This window comes from Marinicella litoralis, from assembly GCF_002591915.1.
GTDB classification, from domain to species: domain Bacteria; phylum Pseudomonadota; class Gammaproteobacteria; order Xanthomonadales; family Marinicellaceae; genus Marinicella; species Marinicella litoralis.
In genome coordinates, this window is record NZ_NIHB01000002.1 from 337,063 (window position 1) to 358,110 (window position 21,048).

The following is a 21,048-nucleotide window of genomic DNA, read 5'->3' on the forward strand; positions in this document are numbered from 1 at the left end:
ACTATAGTTTGGTACTTTTTGAAAATCATCGATGCAATTTCTTGATTATGAAGTTGATTTAGTCCAACGCCAAGTCAGCAAAGCCGGCCAGCCACTTAAATTATCATCGCTTAATTTTGAATTATTGCGATACTTTTTAGCCCACCCTGGAAAAATCATCACCCGGGATGAACTGATGCAGCACGTTTGGGTGGGAAAAGTCGTTTCAGATGCCACGGTCTATAAACAAGTCAAAAGGCTGAAAAATGAACTACAAGATGAAACCGCCTCAGCTGAGCTGATTCAAACCATTCATGGACAAGGGTTCATGCTGGCACTGGACGCCAATCAAATGGCTGAAACCACTGCTGTTACTGCCACCAAGAAACCTTCCTCACTGTTCTATTTGATACCTTTGCTGGTGGTGATTTTAGTTTTGATTCTCTACCAGGTATTGCAGCTAAAACAGGACAACCAGAATTTAAACCAGGCTGTGCAGAACCTGGCCATCCTTTACCAACCTGAAATCAATGAATCAAGCAATGACCAACAGGCCATCGCTCGATCATTGCATGCTCAGTTGTTACTGAGTGATGGTTTGTACAGCAAAATAGAAGACGCTGAGTCACAACCTGAGTTCAAATCTAAAAGTGCCCGATTGCGGCAAACCCTGGGCTATGAAAACCTGTTACATGTACAGGTCATCACCCATCAACATGGTCTTAAAGCCCATGTGGTGTTACAACGCGGAGCAGCGTTGTTACCCGATGAGATCTTTGAAGCCAAAGATGTACTTGATCTGACCAGTCAAGTGGCCAAGTGGACCACCAAACAACTCAACACCGATTGGCCGACTGAAGAACAACATGGATTCACCACTTCAGCCATGGCTTTTGAACATTACTTACAAGGCATGCACATGGCCATTGAGAACAACCATGAGGCAGCCATAGCCGCTTTTGAAAAAGCCGCTGAGCAAGACCCCACGTTTAACGCTGTACACTATCAACTGGGCGTACATTACCGCCTGATTGGGCAAGTTAAAAAAGCCTACGCTGCGCTGGAAAAAGTTGACCTGACCACCGCATCTGGTCGGTTTAAGTTTCTGGTTTACAACGCCCGTGCCAGCATTCATTACCGTTTAGGCGAAATCAACCAAGCCATTGATGCCTATGGCCTGGCCATAGCCACAGCCAGGTCTTTGCATGACCAACAATTGATGATCAGCCCGCTGGTCAATCAGGCTTTTATGTTTACCGACACTGGACAAGCTGATGCCGCCCGCAAAAACCTTGAAGAAGCCCTGTTGTACACCAACAAAGACCGACAACATACGGTCATGGGCTCAATTTACAGTGCCTTAAGTAGCCTGTACCAAAATAATTTAGGTGATCTAAGTCGGGCCTTGCAGTATGCAGAATCCTCGTACCAAAGTTTCCTGACCGCTGGCAACCAAAGGTATGCTCATGTGGCCTTGAGTAAATGGGCCGAAGCCTTGTTGCAGCATGCTCACTACGAAGCGGCTTATGCCAAACTCCAACAAGTGTTGGATTACAGCGAGACAGTGAACGAAACGGTCAACAGTTTGTTTGCCCTCAAATCAAAGCTGTATATTGACCAACTTTATGGGCGGTTTACTGAGGCACAAAATGAATTGACTGTTTTTGCCACAAAACTCAACACCATTGAAAATGCCAATTTGAATCACTGGTTGCTGGTCAGTCAAATTCGACAAGCATTGATACAACAGGATTTTTCCCTGGCTCAACAACTGTTGACTGAATTTAAAACACGATTACCACTGCTGGAAACCACCGACTGGGCAATTAATTACCATGTACTCCATAGTGAATGGTTGTTATTCAACGGACAGGCAGAACAATGGACAGCAAGCGTCACATCATTGGCAGAAGAGATGCCAGCAAGTATAGAGCGACAATGGGTGATCGCGAGGCTTCAACACGCACTGGGACAAAACAAATTGGCCACCTCCTTGTTGAACCAGGCCATCAATCAAGCCAAAACTGAACAACGCCATGACCTGTTGGTCAAACTACTGAATACGCAGCTGGAACAATTGCTGGCAGCCAATCCTGCCGATCCCTTGATAGCCCAGCGGTTAAAACAGTTGGAGGCATTGAATCCACCCCCCTTCCCTCATCTGTTGAACCTGGCCAGACACCAACATCAACAAGGCGACACAGCGGCGGCCAGCAAAACCTTGAAACAATTACAAGCAAACGCCAACCAATGGTGGAATCCATCACATCAGAAACTGCTTAACCAATGGTCCGTACCTAAAAGTGCCTCAGTTTTGAAAGCCACTGGCGAATATAATGTCTTCAAGACCGATACCATCCATTTCAAAGGCACCTTGATCGTACATGGCATTAGACCCAGGTCTGAATAAGCCATCCAAATCGGTACTGGGTCCACTGCTACATGCATCAAGGCTTGGGGAATTGGCAGCCAAACGGTAAGGGCCACGGCCATCAGTGACAAAAATCGGATCACCCAAATTCCCCCCCATGCTTTGACTGGTGCCTTGTGGGTTCTGGATGTTGTTGCATGCTCGGGTGAAAGACACCGCAAAATCCACATAAGGTCCCTGACTGTTGTTATAAAAAATACTGTTAATTAAATTTAAGTCAGTTGCCAGAGAAACCACATTCAAAGGAGGGCCTTGATTTTCAACCAAGGTAAGCGAGCTCATATCCAACAAGCCGTTTATATCCACCTCAATGACCGAAGATTCATTGACCGCACTGCCATTGTGGTGCATCAAGCCATTTTGGATTTGAAATTGTGAGCCTTCCTCACTAAAAAGAAACAGCACTGAACCCGCCAGCACAGCGTCATTGCCAGTCCAATACCCACCCAAAAAAGCCAAGGATTCAGTATCTAGAGTTGAATTATTAAATGTATAAACAGCACCACCATATTCGCCCGCGGTGTTGTCAATAAACTGGGTACAGTATGCGTTAAAACCCAATTGAGAAGGGTCACAGACCGCTTCACCAGTTCCATATTCACTGCGTATTTCAGCTTGAGTATTCGACAAATACATGGCCCCTCCAGAGCTGTTTGCATGGTTGCCAATATACTGACTGTTGAGCACCACAACATCTACATGAGACAACCTCAAGGCCCCTGCATAGTTTGCAGCGTTTTCACTGAATGTCGAATTACTGATCAATAACTCGCTGCCTATCTGGTTCCATGCACCACCATGAGAGGTCGCGACATTGTTCTGAAATGTGGAATTATTGATAGTGGCAGCGGAGTTTGCATTAAAAACAGCGGCACCAGACCCTCCTGAATTGAAGCTAAATACACTGTTGTCAATGCTGATTTGATCGATGTAATTGATATATAGGGCTCCACCTATGTTGTCAGAGTCATTTTGATTGAACAACACATCCTGCACAATGAGGTTATCAATAGAATAAATGTAAGCGCCACCGCCGCCTTGGTTGGTACTGGACGCAGTGGTTGTATTGCCATTGAAAACCACATTATTGAGTTCAATGTCTCTAATTGTTTGAAACTCATCCCCCCTTTTGGCATATAAGCCGCCTCCGTTGGCGATTGCTGAATTGTTATTCAATTGCGTGCTGTTCAGTACAAGCTGACCTGCCGCCAGAAACACCCCACCACCAAAACCGACTGCTGTGTCTGATGCCAGGTTATCACTGATTATGCTGGCGTTGATGGTTGTTGGTTCACTGCTGCCTTTTGCCAGGTATATGCCACCGCCCTGATTGGCTTCATTACCCGAAATGACTGTACCACTTTCAACCACCAATTCGGTACAAAGCAAGCACGCCACCCCACCGCCCACCCCAAAGGGTGAGGTATTGTTGAGCAACTTGGCATCATTCAAAGTAAGCATGGCCGAGCTGGCAACACCAGCACCATCTACAAAAGCAACATTACCACTGATTTCAGCTTCATTACTGATGGTGATTTGTGAGCCATCCACCCCCCACAATCCGCCACCATTTTTATTGGCCAGATTGAATAAGACGTCCGTATTATCAATGACACTGATCGCTGCATCTCCGGTCACAAATAACCCACCTCCTCCACTGTCATCTGCAGCACCATTGGCGGTATTGCCCCTGATTTCAGCGTACCTGGTTTCAAAAAAGCCCTGCATTTGTGCGACACCACCCCCATTGTTGCTGGCAGTGTTGTTTCTTATTTCGCCATTAGTGAATGTGACATTTGAGTAATCTGCATAAATTGCACCACCATCCACTCCCGCGTTACCCCAGTTTAACTGTGTGTTCGACCCATAAATACCTGCCTCTGAATTTAATAAATACAAAATACCACCCAGCTGTCCAGCCACGCTCGAGGCATTGCCAGCCGTTCCACCGAGTGAAGATGAGGAGACATACAATTCGCTGTTGTCCATGGCAATGACACCACCATGCCCAACGGCTTCACCATAGTACAATTGACTGTTGTTAATCAGTCTTAATTCAGACGGTTGAGCGATTGAGCTGTTAACCCAAATTAAACCACCATTGGCTGTCGCATACCCATTCATGGCACGCACACCATCCAGCGTTAAGGACGCCCCTTCGATAACCGCCAATAGACCACCGTTCTCGGCCGTAGCATTATCTAAAGTCAAATGGCGAAAAACCACCTGTGCCGCGTTGCTGATCTTGCCAAGCCCCCCATGAATATCGTGGGAAGCACCATTGCCATTGATGACCACTGCTGAAGAATCGGCAGTCAGCAGCTCTGTTTCACAGCCGCTGTTATCAGGTGCAGCCGGGGCACCAGGCACCAAGGTCAGGTCCTTATCAATAACCCCAATGTAACTGATGTAATTACCTGGTTCGATATACAAGGTATCCCCTGCATTGGCGGCGGCAATGGCAGCTGTTAAGCTGCTGTATTGACAAGGTCCACCATTGATACCAATGCCGCTGAAAACCGAGTTGGAACAAAACAATAATCCCAGCAAATAAATCCCATTAAATCTACGCATTGAAAACTCCGATTGATGTGCAATCATCAGTCTAAGTCAATCCACCACCCAATCAGTCAGGCAAATTCGGACAATTTCAGGCAAAACGCTTATCTCATTGATTATTTAATGAAATCCAATCAAGATCCGTACAGTTTCAAAACCACGCACGCCTTATGTCTATGCTCAGAAAAGAGCAGGTAAATTTTTATGGTTTTTTTATAGGAGATTTAACGCCCGGCATCAGCGGCGCGGGGCGCGCGTAGCGGGCACTGCGTCCGTCTGCATGCCCTTGTTAGAGGTCGTTTGCACATTTCTTTCATATTAGCTCGTGTGTTTGCAGAGCATCTACCCATATCGCTTCGCCACAGTTTATAAAATATGCACTAAGAATATTTGCGACATCTTTAGTGGCGACGTTATCCTTTTCAACTTTTTCGAGAAGCTGTTGTGATACACCACTTTCTATTTTAATTGGCGCTTCCTTCCAGGAGGGATAACAACATCCATATCCGTCGAATGAAATTCTCACCAAGTAAAGTTGACCTTCTTCATCAAGAGCAAAATCGGCAAAAACACTATCATCTTGCAGGGCAAGACAAATATCGCAAGGACGAGTGGGCATTGACTCGGAAACTCGTATTTGCATGATTGCTATCGACCTCTAACAATTTATTAATAGTGCATCAGTGCCATCTAACAAGATATTGGCTTTAATTCGTGCATGCTTTTTTTAAAGATTTCATTGTAAGTCATTGATTTCTTACTTTGAAGGGATTTTTTGACTGCATGATTATCAGGAAATGAGCGGATAGAAGTGCATCAATGCGTTAATTTACGTCTATTACAGGGTAAACGTGCATTTAAAAGGGTTTTTCCTAGTTCCCAAGCTCCAGCTTGGGAATTCTTAGGTGCTTAAACACTGATTATATATTTAAGAAACAGCAAAGCTGACTCAACCCATATTATGAAATTCAATGACTTTCAAATCTTCTGTATGAACACAAATCTTTAGGCATTACCAAGCAGAGCTTGGGAACGAGATCTAAAGGGTTCATACTTAACCCTAACGAAGAGGAACGACACCCAATCAAGTTAAGTACAGGCTGTGGCATGCTCCTAAAACTCACGAGATATTAAGGGTACATCACAACCCAGCTTTTGGAGATCCTTCAATTCCGCTTCGCTCCATTCAGGATGACCATATTAAATTATTACTAATTAAACCAAGTCCAAAACTTCGCTGACTTGGTCGACTGTGATGATTTTGATGTCCAGATTCTTCACCCATTTACCGGCATTGCCTTTGGGGATGATGGCAGTTTTGAAGCCGTGGTTAGCGGCTTCTTTGAGGCGGTCTTCGCCATTATGAACGGGCCTAACTTCGCCGGTTAAGCCGACTTCACCAAAGACTATGGTACCGGCGGGTAAGTAGCGGTTTTTGAATGAGGAAATAATCGCCATGATGATGGCCAAGTCAGCGGCGGTTTCGGTGATTTTCATGCCGCCTACGGCATTGAGGAATACATCCTGATCATGCACTGCCAAATGACACATGCGGTGCAACACAGCCAATAACATCGCCAAGCGGTTGTGTTCTAAGCCCACCGATAAGCGCCGTGGATTCCCTAAAGGGCTTTGATCAACTAAAGCTTGGATTTCTACCAACAAAGGACGCGTGCCTTCGCGGGTGCACATCACCACCGAGCCGGCTTTTTCAGCGCGGCGTTCGCTCAAGAATATGGCGGATGGGTTTTCGACTTCTTTGACGCCGGTTTCAGTCATGGCGAACACACCTATTTCATTGACCGCACCAAAACGATTTTTTAAAGCGCGTAAAACACGATAGCGGCTGTTGCCATCGGATTCAAAATACAGCACGGTATCCACCATGTGCTCCAGCATCCTGGGTCCTGCAATGGCACCGTCTTTGGTCACATGTCCCACCAAGATTACCGTGATCTTGCTTTGTTTGGCCATTCTGACCAATTGGGCTGCGGCTTCTTTGACTTGTGACACCGAGCCAGGGATGGCGGTTAATTGTTCACTGAATAGGGTTTGTATCGAATCGATGACCACCAGGTCGGGTTTTTTTTGTAAAGTGGTGGCAATGATGGCCTCGACTGAAGTTTCAGCCATACAGTCCAAATCATCGGCTTTCAGCCCCAATCGTGTGGCCCGCATGGCGATTTGTGACAAGGACTCTTCCCCGGTGACATACAAGGGGGTAATGACTTCTGAAATTTGTGCCGAAACCTGTAACATCAATGTGGACTTACCAATGCCTGGATCCCCACCCAATAAGATCACCGAGCCAGGCACAATGCCACCGCCCAATACTCGGTCCAACTCTTTGATGTGTGACGATGTTCTGCGCTGTTGTTCGGTACTGATCTTACCCAGCTTCTGAATGCGGTTATCGCCTGAGTAATTGGCATAGCGATTGACTTTAGTGACGCCAGTGGTGGCTTGAATTTTGATTTCGTCGATACAATTCCATTCTTTACAGGCACTGCATTGGCCAGACCATTTGGTGCTGGCATTGCCACAAATATTACAAACGAATTGGGACTTGGCTTTAGCCATTTTCCGCCTCCATCATCAATTGTGCTGCTTGTTGCGCGGAGAAAGGCCAGTCCAATTCACGCTTGTCATTGGCCAAAACTGGAATGCGCACATGATATTGTTTAATTAGGGCTTCATTGTCATCGATATCAACCACTTCGTATGTCATCCCTGCCTCCACTAATAACTCTTCTGCATACTCACACAACGGGCATTCAATTCTGCTGTATAATTTCAATTTTCTCATGCGTGTAGTTTATCATGGCAGTCAGCGTTTTTGATCTCTTTAAAATAGGCATTGGCCCCTCTAGTTCGCACACCGTCGGCCCCATGCGTGCAGCCAATATGTTCATTGCTCAGGTGATGTCGCATAAGCTGGAACATCGCATTGACAGCATCAAGACCGAGCTCTATGGCTCCCTCAGTCACACCGGCCGCGGCCATGGAACTGATAAGGCCATCATCTTGGGCTTGTTGGGTGAAGAACCTGATAAGGTTGACCCTGATCGAATTCCTGCTTTGATGGCAGCGGTTGAACAAACTGAAAAAATCAAAGCCAATGATGCCATCACTTTGGCATTTAAAAGCAAAAAACATTTGGTGTGGCACAAGCGCAAAAAGCTGCCGTTACATTCCAATGGCATGCAATTCACCGCTTTAGACAAAGCCGGCAATGAGTTGTTAAAAAAAGCCTATTATTCAGTCGGCGGTGGTTTTATTTTGGCCCACAGCCACCTGGCCAAAGAACACATCATGGAAGATGATTCTGACTTGCCCTATCCATTCACTTCCGGTGATGAATTGATTGAGTTGTGTCATCAACATGACATGACCATTGCTCAAATCATGTATGCCAATGAACTGACTTGGCGCAGTCAAAATGAAATTGACCAACAATTGGACACCATTTGGCATGCCATGGAAGCCTGTGTACAAAGAGGTATCAAGGCCGATGGCGTGTTACCTGGCGGACTTAAAGTGGTTCGTCGCGCACCAAAAATATTCCGTGATTTGGATCAGAAAACCGAAAAAGATTTGGCCGATCCTTTGACTGTATTGGACTGGATCAATATGTATGCCCTGGCGGTCAGTGAGGAGAATGCAGCCGGTGGCCGAGTGGTCACCGCGCCCACCAATGGCGCAGCGGGTATCATCCCAGCGGTGTTGCACTATTACAAACATTTCATTCCTGAGAGCACCGAGCAAGGTATTCGTGACTTTCTGTTAACCGCGGCCGCAGTGGGCATATTGTATAAAACCAAAGCCTCTATTTCTGGCGCTGAAGTGGGTTGTCAAGGTGAAGTGGGTGTGGCCTCATCGATGGCCGCAGCCGGCTTGGCAGCCGCCTTACATTTGACCCCGGATGAAGTTGAAAATGCCGCAGAAATCGCCATGGAACATAATTTAGGCTTGACCTGTGACCCGATTGGCGGTTTGGTTCAAATTCCATGCATTGAGCGCAATGCCATGGGTTCAATCAAATCAATCAATGCCGTGCGAATGGCAGACCGGAATGATGGCACCCACACCGTTTCTTTAGACAAGGTAATCAAAACCATGAAAGAAACTGGCGATGACATGAAAGAACACTATAAAGAGACTTCTCGCGGCGGTTTGGCGGTGAACATCATCGAGTGTTAACTGATTCATCATTGACCCTCATTGAACCGAAACCAATGAGGGCCTTTGATTGACTTATTTTTTCTTCAATTCATAAACAAAACCAGCCATATCAGCTTTCATGGTTTTGCCTGTAAATTCCAGTACCTTGATTTGATAATAACCCAAATCTATTACATTGTCTTTGACCACAAATGGATCCGGTGAAATGCGTCGACCACCCAGGTTTTGATAAAACTGATTGCCTTCAAATTCCCACATATCACCTTCTTCATCTGGCATGCCTGCCATTGATATGATGGCCCATGCACCTTGAATGTTATCTTGGGTAATGTCTGCCGACCATACTTGAGCAGAAAGTAATAAACACAATATGAGGGTTAAGTTTTTCATTTTATTCCAGTTTTTCAAAAATTAAAGGTTTTAGTTTCATCAGCGACAGTCATGGTCAATCGACCCAGCGTGGCTGACACTTTCAAGGCGGCTAAGCAATGCAGTAAACCATGCGCAGTCCAGCCGATTAATTGCACCATTAAACCAACCCGTCCAATAAGTCGGCGTGTATGTCACCATCCCAAGGATGCAACATCATCAACTCTTTAAGTTGAGCAAATTGCTCTGGGAAGCGTACGATCACTTTATGCGGCTGAGGCACCATGTTTTTATCAACGATCAAGCCAAATTCAACTTGACCATTGTAAGACAAGATACTGATGCCCATGCCGATGGTTCCATTTTGTGGCACCCAAAACATGGTTTTATCGACTTTGCATCCAGCCATATATAAGGGAACAGAAGGTCCTGGTACATTGGTCAATACCGCCGTGGCTTTTTTCGAAAATTGGTTCAACAATAAGTTTTGAGCCGCCAATGGCGCCAAACCAATCATGCTCAACAAACCCAGTGAGACCAAAGCCTGTTTGGATTTTTTCAATTCATTCATTTCATGATGAACATAGGCCAAACGTTTCAATGGATTGGCTTCAAAGATCGGGAGATTCAAAAACACCAAGCCAAAATGATTGCCCAATTCTTTGGCGTGTTTCAAAGGTCTTAAATTGACTGGAACCGTCGCTCGAATGACTTTTTCATTGGGATCATCACCACGTTCTAGCATGTATTCTCGCAAGGCACCTGCCAGGTTTGAAATCAGCACATCATTGACGGTGGTTCCGGTGGCCTTGGCGATGGCTTTGACTTCATCCAATGGCAATGACTCAGCCCATGCCACACGTTTTCGCGTACACAACTCTGATTTATAAACCGTTTGTGGGTCATCACTCAGGGTCAAGGCATTGAATAACTCTTCCGCGATATCAACCGTATCACCGACGCTTTTTTCAATCAATGAAGGGTCTTGTAAAACTTTTTTGCCTAACTCAGTCACTTCATTCATCATTTTCAGAGAATGCGCGAATTGTTTTTTAGCCGGATTAACCACTTGTTTGAGTAAACCCAGTTTTTGATGTTCTTCCTTTTGGGTGTCATCAACATCAAACTCTAAACTTTTGGCTCGGCTGGTACTGGTCATGGATAACAACACTTGTATCAATGCGATGCCATCGGCATAACAATGGTGTATGCGTGATACCACGACTGGGCCTTTGTTATAGTTTTCAACGATATGAAATGACCACAAGGGTTTGTTTTTATCTAATGGTGTCGAGGCTAAATTACTGACATAATCCTGCAGTTCTTTGTAATCGGCATTTCCAGGCAATGCCACCCTGCGCACATGGGCTGCCATGTCAAAATACTTGTCATCTTGCCAGTAAGAACCACTGGCTGTTTGGTGGGCCAATTGGCGAAACCGCCTGTATTTAAGGAACTTTTTTTCCAGTCCCTCAATGAATTGAGCCAAATCAGGCATTTTATCCAAAAACATCAGACCAGTAATCATCATTAAGTTATGCGGAGATTCCATTCGAAGCCAAGCTGTATCTACTTTGCGCATGGGCTCTTTTTTACTGTCAACGTATTGGAACATAGAGAATTTTTTTTAGTTTTAATTTATCCTTCCTTCATTATAATAGAAAGCATGAATAAATATACAGCCGTCTGCTATTAATGGAAGAATCCTACGAAATTACCATTCCGAATTTTACATTGGGCAAAGAAATAGGCCGAGGTGGAATGGCCCGTGTTTATTTAGGTGAACAACTGGAACCCAAAAGAAAAGTTGCCATCAAAATTGTGACACCACAAGGTAATGACCCTAAAATATTGGAGGATTTACAAAAGGAAGGCGACACAGTTGCACAGTTTTCTCACCCCAATATCGTTACTGTCTTTTCCTGCGGGGTCATTGAATCAAATTATTATCTGGCGATGGAGATCCTTGGTGGCGGCGATTTGGCTCAAAAAATTGAAGCTGGTATCACTGAGTTAGAGGCTTTTAATATCATGATTGATATGGCCAAAGCCTTAGAACATTCCCACAAGCGTGGCACTTTGCACCGCGACATCAAACCAGAGAACATTTTATTCCATGAAGATGGTCAAGCGGTTTTGGTTGATTTTGGTATAGCCAAGGCACAGAACTCGGTCAGTGAGTTTACCCGTGTAGGCGCAGTTGTTGGAACGCCTCATTACATGAGCCCTGAACGGGCATTGGGCAAGGAAATTGATGAACGCTCGGATTTGTATGCATTGGGTGTGGTTCTGTATGAAATGTTGATGGGCAAAAAGGTCTTTGAAGGCGGTGATACATTTGCCATCAGTTATGCTCATGTGCATGAACCCGTTCCTGATTTACCTGAAGACAAAGCCAAATACCAATCGCTGTTGAATAAATTATTGGCGAAAAACCCGGATGACCGATTCCAAACGTCCACCCAGCTGATTTCTCAGTTAAAAAAATACGTGCGGCGCCTAAAACCGGTCACCGACACCACCCATTCTTTCGCTCCTTTACAGGATATGACTGCAGCGAAAAAGAAAACCAGTCCAATGCCGTTTATCATCACAGGTTTGGTCATCGTGGTGGCCGTGTTACTTGGCACATGGTTCATGAACCAACAAAATGCCATTGAAATCAACCAAACCACATTGAATTCAGAACAATTGTTAGAAATGTCGAATAAATTAGGGGCCGCTGAAGTGTTCTTTAAACAACAGAACATCAACCAAGCTGAAGCCTTATACCTGTCGGTATTGACTGAATTCGATTGTAAAAATGAAGATGCCAGGAATCGCATCAAAATCCTCAACCGAGCCAAATATGACCAAATCATTGCAGCCTGCGACTGAACTTTTTGTCCAAACATAAAAAAAGCGGTCAATATTGACCGCTTTAAATCCCCCTTTAATCTGTCCTGTTAAATACTGTCTGGTAAGAAATAGAACTCACTGCCTTCATGACCCGCATGTTTGACTGCAGTGTATTCAGGGATTTGTTGGATACCTGACAATTTAGAACGCAACCTCACTTGTTGTTCTAATGCTTTGTACAGCCTGTAGCCTTCCATCACACCATCATTTTCATTCAACACATCCAACAATGCCGAGGCAAAGATAGAATGACCGTCGCCACCACTGTCCAATACAGGTTGTAATCCACCAGAAGTCAAAACAGTACGGGCCTTGACCCTGGAGGTGAACAAGATGTCATTTTCCTCAACGGTCTCAGGGAATGGCCTGATGGCAGACCCTGACATGGTGCCAGAATAACAAGAATCAGCAATCACCATAACGTGTTTGGCCTTCATGCTGGACATGAACTCGGTGATCACATCATTGGGTATCCAGGTTTTTTTGTCATCCATTCTGGCATCAGTGGGTATCCAAAAACCGTCTTGTCTTTCATCGATCAACCCATGACCGGCATAATAAACAATCAGGTTGTCGTATTTACCTAATTTTTCTTGGTACTCAGCCAAGGCTTCGACGATTTGCATGTGGGTGGCATTTTCCAAAACTTTGGTTTTGTAACCATAGGTTTTTTTCAAAACTTGGCCAATGTCTTTGGCGTCGTTGATGGCTGTGCCCAAATCATCCAGGTCATCATAGTTGTTATTCCCAATCACCAAGGCATGATAATCACCCAAATCTTTCTTGAATCGTTTGGTAAATAAATCGCTTAAATAACGGGGTTTGATTTGCTCCAGTATTTGTCTGACCACGACAAATTGTTCCACTGATTTTGAACCATCACTTTTAACCGCTTCGATGCTGACCGGAGTGTCGTCATTTTCAATTAAATCTACATTCACGCTAAAAATACCCGTGTCAGTCAGTTTATCGGTGATGTTTTGGTTATTAAGGGTTAAACCGGCCACATCAGCAGGTGGATTCACACTGCCCATAATAGACATGAATTTAGCCGCTTGATTGGAAATAGGAATGCTTCTGATACCACGCGTTAACATGATGTCAGGGGTGATCACATTGATACCAAACTCATCATTCATCGCATACTCTTGGCCATTTTCTTCAGCAATTTTTCTTACCAAAGAGGAAGCCAATTCTTTGGATTGTTGGTTTTTATTGGTCAGGTCTTTGACTTGTTGTTCCAACTGGGCGATTTGTTGTTTGACCAAAGAATCATTGCTGTTTTCTCGCAATGCGGCTTGCAAACGTTGTAATTCAGCGTTGGCATTTTTAATGTAGTCTTGGGTCTTTTGGTAATTCTCGCTGACATCTGACAATTCGTTTTTAAGGTTTGAAACCTCTCTTTCAAGTTGAATCCTTTGGTACTCTTTTTCCCTGCGCTCCATCAAGTCCTGTTCAGTCACCAATTCAAGTTTTGCTTCTGTCACACCCGCGGCTTGGCGATACAAATTAATCGCCTTCACCGAATCCTGTGGCACGCCCAAACCTTTTTCATACAGGCTGCCTAAGTTCAATTGTGCCGAAGAATGGCCTTGATCAGCGGCTTTCTGAAACCAGCTGGCCGCAGTTTCATAGTCTGGGGTGCCATTGATGCCTTTTTCAAACAATTCACCCATGTAATTTTGTGCAGTGGCGTCGCCTGAATCGGCTTGCTGTTTCCATACTTTGGCCACGGTAGCAAAATTGGCTTCATCATATGCCACGTATTCACCACCACGCAACGCACACTCTTTGGCTGTTAATTTGGCCGGTTTACGTGGTGGTATATAAGTGAAATTCTGTCCCAATTGTCGAATTTGAGGCGGCAACAAACAATCAACAATATACAGTTGATCGGGGGTGATTTGTCCCTCCTTAACTCCTTTGACCTTTTTAGATCTTTTGGCGGATACATCACCAATTGCCAAGGAAAACATGGCAAAAAAGAGCAATGAGTTTTTGAAAAATATGTGTTTCATGATATCACCTTTAAAATTCAAATCTGGCACCCAAGTTTATTGTGCCTCGTGTAAATCCTTCTAATCCAAAGATACTTCTGTAATTAATATAGGCTTGTTTGCCATTGGCGCCAATGAACACCAAGCCAACACCTGCAGAACCAAAAGTCCTGTCAGGTTCATCGGTCTCTATGAAGAAAATTTCGTCATCTGGGGCGTTGATAAACCGTGCCTGTAACAGCCCACCATCGTTTTCAGTTTCGCGACTGAGGTTGATGTCAAATTGTGGAGAAATGATGCCCCGCTTCAAACTGATGGCTTTTGACACACTGGCACCAAATGACCATAGCATGCTCTTAACCTCTTGATCTGCAATGGCAAAGTTAAAGCCGCCTGCCCCGGTTTCTGAGAAAGCATCAATTGAAGTTCTGACGTATCGAACCGATGCGTTCGGCGTGATGTTCCAAGCATTTTTATTGAAATGATAACCCATACTCATCGCAACAGAATATTGGTTGGCATCCGTTTTACCTGTGGCCACTCGATCAATTGAAATGTTATCAAGCTCAAAATTAATGCGGCGTTTTTGTTCGAAATCTGGGTTGCCATAACTGATTCTGGCATCCACATAAAAATTGTCTTTTATATAGAAAGAACCATAACCGGTTAAGGTAAAGCCAGTGGACTTCATTTCTGCCTCACCTTCAATTTCAGAATCGAAGTTGGCATAACCCAATGCCACACCGGCCACTTTGCTTGGGCTGAAACGGTAATCAACCCCAGCGGTTAAGCCATAGGTGTCAAAATCAAACCCAAGTTCTCGTCCAGTGGCATCCATTTCACCCATTGAGAGGGTGCCGTTGACAAAGAAGCCCCATGGCGAGACAAAATCACTGATGTTGCTGACATCCTGTTGTTCTTCTTCAGATTGATTCAAATAAGCCAACATGCCCAATGGAATCGATTCATTGCCATAACGGCCGTTCAAGCCAGATACGCTTAAACCTGCACCGCCACCGCCCCTCAGTTGAGACATCCTGGAGTCAATGTTTCTGAATTGTGAAGTAATCATTTCTGAAGCTGATGTGGATTGACCCACCACTTCATTGGGTGTGATTTCTTCCATCGCATTGATTATCGCTGGACCATTTTCTGGACGAGCACTGGCAATCATTTCTTCACATAAGCCTTCAATCGCCATAAAGTAACTGCGGGCACAATAGCTCGAAATGTTCCTGATGGTTCGCCTGACTGTATCACTGGCAGCACTGCCAACAGCCACATCAAAGAGGTTGTAAATTTCGTCTTCGGTCGGTGTTCGGTTCACTGTATTGCTGAAACCAACCATGTTATTGCCAGGTTGTGGATCCATCGATGTCGATTCAACCATGGCGCTGAGGGTAATGGGTTGTGAAGTTTGCACCACTTGTTGAGTACTGATCAATAAATCAATGTCTTGTACCAGGCCCAAAGGATAATTGGCTGGAAATTGACAACTCAAAGAACCACTGTTTGCCTGACAAACCCATTGACCTGAATTGATCACCTGAACCTGTGAAATTAATCCAGTGAAGCTGGCAGTCAATACATTGCCTACTGCACTGTCCGGTCCATGGTTGCTTGTTCTGAGCTTCATTTCAATCATGTCGCCCTGGCGAATGTCTTGGTTATTTGCCACCAATTCCAGCGCCATGTCGGCATTGATATCATCTGCGGATATGACATTGATTTGGGTGCTTCCTTGGTTGTTGGACAAATCTGGATCAATGGCATCTGATGAAACATCAAACACATTGATTAACATGCCTTGAAAACCATTGCTGAAGCTTCCATTGAGGATGATTTGCACTTCTTGACTGACTGCCAATGACGCCAAATCACAAGTCAACGATGCGTTCAACATGATACATGATGCGCCATTTCCAACCAAAACCTCTTCAGCAACAAAGCCCATAGGGAAGTTATTTTGCAATTGAACATTGGTGGCTTCATCAGGACCGTTGTTACTGATGGCAATGGTCCAACTCACACTTTCTGTATTGAGTACATCTTGTACATCACTGGTCACCCTAACAGCCAAGTCAGCAATCGATGTCGTGCCGCTGCCTGTGATGACTTCAACATCCACAGAGGATTGGTTGTTGGCTTGATTTTGATCCAGATCCAATACGACTCGAGCGGTGTTATTGACCACGCCCAGTTCGTTAGGGGCTATCACATCAACCTGTAGCTGAGTAGCAGCACCTGAATTTAACTGTCCGGTGAACTGACATGTCAATGCGTTGGCTTCAACACAACTCCAACCATTGCCTACTGCGGCTTGAAAAATCACCCCAGGTGGCAGTTCATCAATCAAACTGAAACTGGTTTGTGTAAGCAGGCCTACATTCACAACATCAAAGGTATAACTGTATGCTTCACGTTGTCCGACTTGGGTAACTGAAACTGACTTCATCAAAGACAAGTCATGTTCATTTTCAGACAGCATTCCGAGTATTTCAGTACTTGTATTGGCAGATTTTCTTACCCCGTCAGCCAGCACCTCGGCTTCAGTGGCCACGATAGGGTTAGCGCCATTAGACTGCATAATGAATGAAGCATTGAGGCTGTCACCAATGGGCAAAGGACCTAAATTGGTACAGGTAATCCTGTTGCCATTCTGGCTACAATTCATGTCTGAATTTTCAATGCCAATCAAATCAGCATGGGTCGGGAAAAGAAAGACCGCAGTGATCTCATTCAAGTCAAAATTACCTGAATTCCTTAAATCCATCACATGTTCAAAAGGTTCTCCGGCATTGACTTGTTGCACCACACTGAATAAGTTTATGGCGATGTCACTGGCTGAAAAGTTAACACCCAATGATTGTGCAATGGGATTGATAAATTCCAAAGCATTGGCCGTAACAACTAAATCATAATTTTGGTTGTTGACTAAATTGACTGGGGCAGTCATTTGGATAGAAACATTCAATGAATTGTTCGGCACCATTGGGTTGGTAAAGGTACAATTGAGGGTACCGGCACTTTCGGCACAAGACACACCCGGGTCACCGACAAAGCCATTGTAATTAAAACTTTGTGGCAATGCCGCATCGATGGTAAGACCCGTCAATGTCGAGTCGCCCGTGTTGGTAAACAGCACATCAAATGTAACATTATCACCAGGATCTATCACCGATGGATTTTGGGTCAATAACAAAGCCCCCTCGGCACTCAATAAATTCACCACAGTTGATGCCGACACCAACGCGCCCGTGTTATCACCGACGGCCGACATTTGGTTACTGATCGAAGTAAAGGCTGGATTGGTTGTAGCCATTACATTCATGATAATTTGATCCGCGCCAGCAGCGGCCAATGGGTCATTTCTGGTACAGTCCACCACCTCACCAACAGAATTGGTGTTCAGTGGCAAACAAGTCCAACCAAATGTGTCAAAACCCATCAACGTGACCTCTGGCGGTAAAGTATCAGAGATGTGAACATTGACGGCATCGTTGATTCCAGTATTCTCTACCTTAAGTACATAGTCAAACAACCCGCCATAAGTCACCTCAGTCACGGTATTGGCTGCAATTTCTGCATATTTATTCGCTGCTATTGTAGTTACCAACGGTGGGTTGATGGTCACTGTGGGTGCCGTACTGGCGTTGTTGTTGATGTTGCCATCAGGATCAAAACTGGTGGTCACTGTCGCCGTATTATTGACATTGGGACTGGCAGTCACAGCCGTTACATTGATGTCAATGGTCACCACTTCTCCAGCAGCAAACAAGGTGCCATTGGTATCACAGCTAAACAGCCCGCCAGTCACTGAACCATCATGAACACAATTGATGGTGGTACCTAAATTGGTGCCTACAATGAAAGAATCAAATGAAATTTCTGGCGGTAATTGGTCTTCGATCTGTACATCAGATGGACTGGCAGTTGATGCCACGCCATTGGTCACTTCCAGGAAATAAGTGAATGTATCGTTGATGGCGAAATCTGTCCCACTGACAGTTTTTACGATGCTGAAATCACTGGTTAAGGCATTGATGGCATCGGCTTGGTTGCTGGTATTATTGGTTAAATTCGGATCTGCCGTACTGCTGATGGTGGCTTGCACGATCGCATTGGTGGCCGGCGAAACGGCCAACACACCAATCGTTAATACATGGGTACTGAATGAGACAAATGCAGCCCCTTGACGGTCACAAGTAACCATCCCTCCGGTAAGTGAACCATCATGGGTACAAAACCAACCGGGTGCACCGGCTAAATTGGCGTTGACAAAACTCACCTCAGTCGGCAAAGTCACATCAACAGTCGTGTCTGTAGGATTGGCCGTCGATATCATTGGGTTGTTGACTTCTATGTCATAAAATATCGAATCCCCTTGATTGTATACACCAGAGACTGAGGTGAACACCAATGACAAATCAGCATCAGCTGGGTTGATATCAAAAGCGGTATTGATCGTATCATTGCTTGGATTGGGGTCAAAGTCACTGGTCATCGTAGCAGTGGCGGACAAAGCCGTTCCTGCCGTATCAGCCAATGCCAATATATCGATAAATATATTGGTTCCTATGGGGACCGGCGTGCCCTGACTGTCACAAGTGACATCGCCACCTGTTGGTGAACCATCATGGGTACATGACCATCCAATGGCCTGAACCAGTTGAGTTGAACCGAATACCACCTGGTTAGGCAAAGTGGTCACCACTGTTACATTGGGTGGTGCACCCGTTGAAGCAAATGGATTGTGAACAGTTAAATCCAAAGTAACGGTATCACCCACTGAATAAACGACTGAATCAGAATCCAAGGTCAAGTCCAAATCCGCCGACACACCCACTGCAGTCACGGCGGCTGTGGCTTGGTTGGCGTCGCTGGTGAATGGATCAAAATGCGCTGGATGGGTTGATGAAGCGGTGACCGTATTGGTCATCAGTCCAGCACCATTGGCAATCATCCTCACCACCGCGGTGTGCGAATTGCCATTCAATAAATCAGGGGCGTCACACACTACTTGATTGTTTCCAGCAACAAAAACACAGCTCATGCCATTTTCAGAAACGATGGTGTCAAAGCTTAAGCCTGTTGGTATATCATCAACCAATCGGACATCATAGGCGTTGCTGGGTCCGTTGTTGACTATACCAATGGTGAACTCAACAGGTTGACCTTGATTGACTGTGGCCGGACCATTGACTGCCTTGGTGGAGCCTAAATCTGCATCGAATGTTTGCACAGTGAATGACACATTGCTTGAATTGTCCAATGAATTGCTGTCAGCAAAAGTTGAACTGGCCACATTATTGATCACATCTCCCACGTTTCCATCAACCACGACAGTGATCTCCACCCCATCGATGGCGGCAGTCACAGGCAAACTGGCCGCATTACACGAAACAGTCGGTGCCGTGTAGGAACAAATAAAATTACCTAATTGATTGAAGCCCTGAAAAGTAACTCCGGCAGGTAAGGTGTCAGTCAAGTCTACATTGCTGGCCACCCCGGCCCCGGTATTGTTAACTTCTATCCGATAAGTCAAGGTATCACCATAAGGCACCCCGGCGGGATTACCTATGATGGATTTGGCCACATCGATTTCAGGGAAACCACCCACTGCCACAGTGAATGCTTGATCACTGCTGTTATTGGCCAAATCTGGATCAGGTTCATCTGCTGACACCGTGGCAGTATTGATGTAGTTATTCGGCTGAGCCGTCCCGCTGACAACAGTGGCAATGGTCAACTGTACATTCTCTCCAGGTAGCATCATCGACAAATTACACTGAACAAATGAAGCCACATCCACACACTCTGGACTGGACCCAGTGGAATTGAAGTTTAAATTATTAGCCAACAAATCATCCATCACAACGACATTTGATGCAGCAAAAGCTGATAAATTAGTTATGCTTAGATTGAAATTGAGTGGATCGCCTGGTGCGACTGTCGCTGGAAAACCGGTAGAAATGGATTTAATGATTTCAAGGTCAACGAGATTTCCAGCCACAAAATCTATGTCACTGGTAATTTGTTCGTTGCCTGGGTTTGAGTCGCCTAAGGCATTGGATACACTGACGTTCAAGGCACTGAACACAGTGGTTGGGGTTACCGGTGAAGTGATGGTTAAAACCAAATCAGAACTGGTACCGGCAAAAAATATTGAGGTGTAATCACAATCAATTTGAGAAGTGACTTGACTACAAAACCAATCATTGTTCGGAGCAACCACACTGGCTGGCTCTATTTCAGGATCAAGAAAAAAAGTAACTGTGGTTTGATCACCTTCATCCAACGGCCCATTGTTGGTCACCGTATAGGTCAGCATTTGTGGGGCCCCACCTGCTGCAAAAACAATCGGGTTACCTGATGGTGAAACCGTGAGCTGAAAATCCGTTTGTGCCCATGCCGATGTGGCCATAAAAACCAACAGCACCGATAAATAAGTTTTCAATTGAAAAACATTCCTCATATCCCTTCTCTCTTTTTAGTGCCTCGTCAGGCAGTCTTTACATTTAAACTATAGATTATTTTGACCATGAAACAATTGTTTTTCAATCATTTACAAACTTATTTGAATAAATTGTGGCATCTGTCACAAAAAACATTCTTTATTTTTGATTGAAAACT

General features: G+C 45.0%; 12 protein-coding genes. 3 read left to right on the forward strand and 9 right to left on the reverse strand.

What is annotated here, in order from left to right; translation table 11 throughout:
* Window positions 1-31 precede the first annotated feature (31 nt).
* Complete coding sequence (locus CCS90_RS07955) at window positions 32-2,389, forward strand: winged helix-turn-helix domain-containing protein (RefSeq protein ID WP_099019013.1); 2,358 nt, start codon at window positions 32-34, stop codon at window positions 2,387-2,389.
* On the opposite strand, the gene CCS90_RS07960 is transcribed toward CCS90_RS07955, so the two are convergent.
* The 4 genes from CCS90_RS07960 to CCS90_RS07975 form a co-directional block, all read right to left on the reverse strand.
* Window positions 2,288-4,984 (reverse strand): choice-of-anchor Q domain-containing protein, encoded by a 2,697-nt coding sequence (locus CCS90_RS07960; RefSeq protein WP_133566448.1) that lies wholly within the window; start codon window positions 4,982-4,984, stop codon window positions 2,288-2,290. The genes CCS90_RS07955 and CCS90_RS07960 overlap by 102 nt on opposite strands.
* 298 nt (window positions 4,985-5,282) lie before the next feature.
* On the reverse strand, window positions 5,283-5,588 hold the full coding sequence (locus CCS90_RS07965) for a hypothetical protein (protein WP_246026995.1): 306 nt from the start codon (window positions 5,586-5,588) through the stop codon (window positions 5,283-5,285).
* 596 nt (window positions 5,589-6,184) lie between these two features.
* Window positions 6,185-7,549 carry a DNA repair protein RadA gene (gene radA / locus CCS90_RS07970; RefSeq protein ID WP_099019016.1) on the reverse strand — a complete coding sequence of 455 codons (1,365 nt, stop codon included), beginning with the start codon at window positions 7,547-7,549 and terminating at the stop codon, window positions 6,185-6,187.
* Window positions 7,542-7,775: a glutaredoxin family protein gene (locus CCS90_RS07975; RefSeq protein WP_099019017.1), complete on the reverse strand. Its 234-nt coding sequence runs from the start codon at window positions 7,773-7,775 to the stop codon at window positions 7,542-7,544. The genes radA and CCS90_RS07975 overlap by 8 nt, the downstream gene beginning before the upstream one ends.
* A 14-nt stretch (window positions 7,776-7,789) precedes the next feature.
* Here CCS90_RS07975 and CCS90_RS07980 point away from each other — a divergent pair, with 14 nt between their 5' ends.
* Window positions 7,790-9,169, forward strand: a complete 1,380-nt coding sequence (locus CCS90_RS07980) for an L-serine ammonia-lyase (protein WP_099019018.1) — start codon at window positions 7,790-7,792, stop codon at window positions 9,167-9,169.
* A 54-nt stretch (window positions 9,170-9,223) separates the two neighbouring features.
* Here the strand turns inward: CCS90_RS07980 and CCS90_RS07985 are convergent, their stop codons facing one another.
* From CCS90_RS07985 to CCS90_RS07990, 3 genes are read right to left on the reverse strand one after another with little or no spacing between them, the layout of a single operon-like run.
* The gene (locus CCS90_RS07985; protein WP_099019019.1) at window positions 9,224-9,541 is read right to left on the reverse strand and encodes a hypothetical protein; all 318 of its coding nucleotides are present in this window, start codon (window positions 9,539-9,541) and stop codon (window positions 9,224-9,226) included.
* 14 nt (window positions 9,542-9,555) lie between these two features.
* The gene (locus CCS90_RS15105) at window positions 9,556-9,681 is read right to left on the reverse strand and encodes a hypothetical protein (RefSeq protein ID WP_257205615.1); all 126 of its coding nucleotides are present in this window, start codon (window positions 9,679-9,681) and stop codon (window positions 9,556-9,558) included.
* Complete coding sequence (locus CCS90_RS07990) at window positions 9,681-11,135, reverse strand: WS/DGAT/MGAT family O-acyltransferase (RefSeq protein WP_099019020.1); 1,455 nt, start codon at window positions 11,133-11,135, stop codon at window positions 9,681-9,683. The genes CCS90_RS15105 and CCS90_RS07990 overlap by 1 nt, the downstream gene beginning before the upstream one ends.
* Window positions 11,136-11,215: 80 nt before the next feature.
* On the opposite strand from CCS90_RS07990, the gene CCS90_RS07995 reads away from it, so the two are divergent.
* Window positions 11,216-12,397: a serine/threonine-protein kinase gene (locus CCS90_RS07995; RefSeq protein ID WP_099019021.1), complete on the forward strand. Its 1,182-nt coding sequence runs from the start codon at window positions 11,216-11,218 to the stop codon at window positions 12,395-12,397.
* A 68-nt stretch (window positions 12,398-12,465) separates the two neighbouring features.
* On the opposite strand, the gene CCS90_RS08000 is transcribed toward CCS90_RS07995, so the two are convergent.
* Both CCS90_RS08000 and CCS90_RS08005 read right to left on the reverse strand, forming a co-directional pair.
* Entirely contained in the window at window positions 12,466-14,436 is a 1,971-nt protein-coding gene (locus CCS90_RS08000) for a caspase family protein (protein WP_133566449.1), read from the reverse strand.
* 10 nt (window positions 14,437-14,446) lie between these two features.
* Window positions 14,447-20,890, reverse strand: a complete 6,444-nt coding sequence (locus tag CCS90_RS08005; RefSeq protein WP_099019023.1) for an autotransporter domain-containing protein — start codon at window positions 20,888-20,890, stop codon at window positions 14,447-14,449.
* Window positions 20,891-21,048: the final 158 nt, after the last annotated feature.

Coding starts and splice junctions, on each gene's coding strand:
- radA (WP_099019016.1), bottom strand. CDS start 7,549: ATGGCTAAAGCCAAGTCCCAATTCGTTTGTAATATTTGTGGCAATGCC.
- CCS90_RS07990 (WP_099019020.1), bottom strand. CDS start 11,135: ATGTTCCAATACGTTGACAGTAAAAAAGAGCCCATGCGCAAAGTAGAT.
- CCS90_RS07965 (WP_246026995.1), bottom strand. CDS start 5,588: ATGCCCACTCGTCCTTGCGATATTTGTCTTGCCCTGCAAGATGATAGT.
- CCS90_RS07960 (WP_133566448.1), bottom strand. CDS start 4,984: ATGCGTAGATTTAATGGGATTTATTTGCTGGGATTATTGTTTTGTTCC.
- CCS90_RS07995 (WP_099019021.1), top strand. CDS start 11,216: ATGGAAGAATCCTACGAAATTACCATTCCGAATTTTACATTGGGCAAA.
- CCS90_RS07980 (WP_099019018.1), top strand. CDS start 7,790: ATGGCAGTCAGCGTTTTTGATCTCTTTAAAATAGGCATTGGCCCCTCT.
- CCS90_RS15105 (WP_257205615.1), bottom strand. CDS start 9,681: ATGGTGCAATTAATCGGCTGGACTGCGCATGGTTTACTGCATTGCTTA.
- CCS90_RS08000 (WP_133566449.1), bottom strand. CDS start 14,436: ATGAAACACATATTTTTCAAAAACTCATTGCTCTTTTTTGCCATGTTT.
- CCS90_RS07975 (WP_099019017.1), bottom strand. CDS start 7,775: ATGAGAAAATTGAAATTATACAGCAGAATTGAATGCCCGTTGTGTGAG.
- CCS90_RS07985 (WP_099019019.1), bottom strand. CDS start 9,541: ATGAAAAACTTAACCCTCATATTGTGTTTATTACTTTCTGCTCAAGTA.
- CCS90_RS07955 (WP_099019013.1), top strand. CDS start 32: ATGCAATTTCTTGATTATGAAGTTGATTTAGTCCAACGCCAAGTCAGC.
- CCS90_RS08005 (WP_099019023.1), bottom strand. CDS start 20,890: ATGAGGAATGTTTTTCAATTGAAAACTTATTTATCGGTGCTGTTGGTT.